This is a genomic window from Winogradskyella psychrotolerans RS-3, from assembly GCF_000427335.1.
Taxonomy (GTDB): domain Bacteria; phylum Bacteroidota; class Bacteroidia; order Flavobacteriales; family Flavobacteriaceae; genus Winogradskyella; species Winogradskyella psychrotolerans.
In genome coordinates this window covers 1-901 of the sequence record NZ_ATMR01000198.1, presented here as the reverse complement: position 1 = coordinate 901, position 901 = coordinate 1, and the positions used below count along the sequence as shown (strand labels likewise).

At 33.7% G+C, this 901-nt stretch carries 1 protein-coding gene; it reads right to left on the bottom strand.

Annotation, left to right across the window (positions count from 1 at the left end; translation table 11 throughout):
* Positions 1–41: 41 nt before the first annotated feature.
* Complete coding sequence (locus ADIWIN_RS16960) at positions 42–350, bottom strand: GIY-YIG nuclease family protein (RefSeq protein WP_040757665.1); 309 nt, start codon at positions 348–350, stop codon at positions 42–44.
* Positions 351–901 lie beyond the last annotated feature (551 nt).

Genomic DNA, 901 nt, shown 5'->3' with positions numbered 1-901 from the left:
GGATCCCTGCCTACGCAGGAATGACAGGGTGTTGGTATTTGTTATTGAAAATAAGTCCAGTCTTTTGATAAATCTTTCCAAGTAGGATTTTCTTCTTCAATAAGGTCTATCTTCCACTGACGTTTCCATTTTTTCATATTCTTTTCCCTTTTAATCGCATCATTGATATACTGATAGGTTTCAAAATATATTAGTCGATCCAATCCATATTTTTTCGTAAAACCATCGACTAACTTATTTTTATGCTCGAACATTCTGCGCTCTAAATCGTTGGTGACACCAATGTATAAGGTACCGTTATACTTGTTAGATAGTATGTAGAGATAATATTGATGTATGTTCCTATGCATTTTTTGTAGTTGGTATATCGTGGTTGGTTGTTTTTACAGGAATGATACAGTGTAATTATTTGAAATGTGTTGTAGAGTGTTCTTAAAGTTATGAATTTTAGCGGATTATTTTTTAATTAATGGGTGTTTTTTAATTTTTTTGTCATTCCTGCGTAGGCAGGAATCTGTTTGTTGTTATTAATGTTGATTGAGTTCTAAAAAGAATTAAAAGATGTGAGAAATATAGTAATTGTTTTAAAGGTGTAGTCTTGTTGTGGATTCCTGCCTGCGCAGGAATGACAAAGTTCGTTGTTATTTTTAATGGCTTAGCTTGGATGTACTTGAAGGTTTGTCTGCTTTGGAAGGAATGACAAAGTTCGTTGAATTTAGATTATAGTATTAATTGTTTTGGTGTTCTGTCATTCCTGCGTAGGCAGGAATCTACTTTATATAGTCGATGTCGGTTTGATTAAGTACAATGAAGGATTAAGTGTGTTAGAGTCATAGTAGTCGTTTTAGAGGTATAGTGTTGTTGTGGATTCCTGCCTGCTCAGGAATGACAAAGTTCGTTG

Coding starts and splice junctions, on each gene's coding strand:
- ADIWIN_RS16960 (WP_040757665.1), bottom strand. CDS start 350: ATGCATAGGAACATACATCAATATTATCTCTACATACTATCTAACAAG.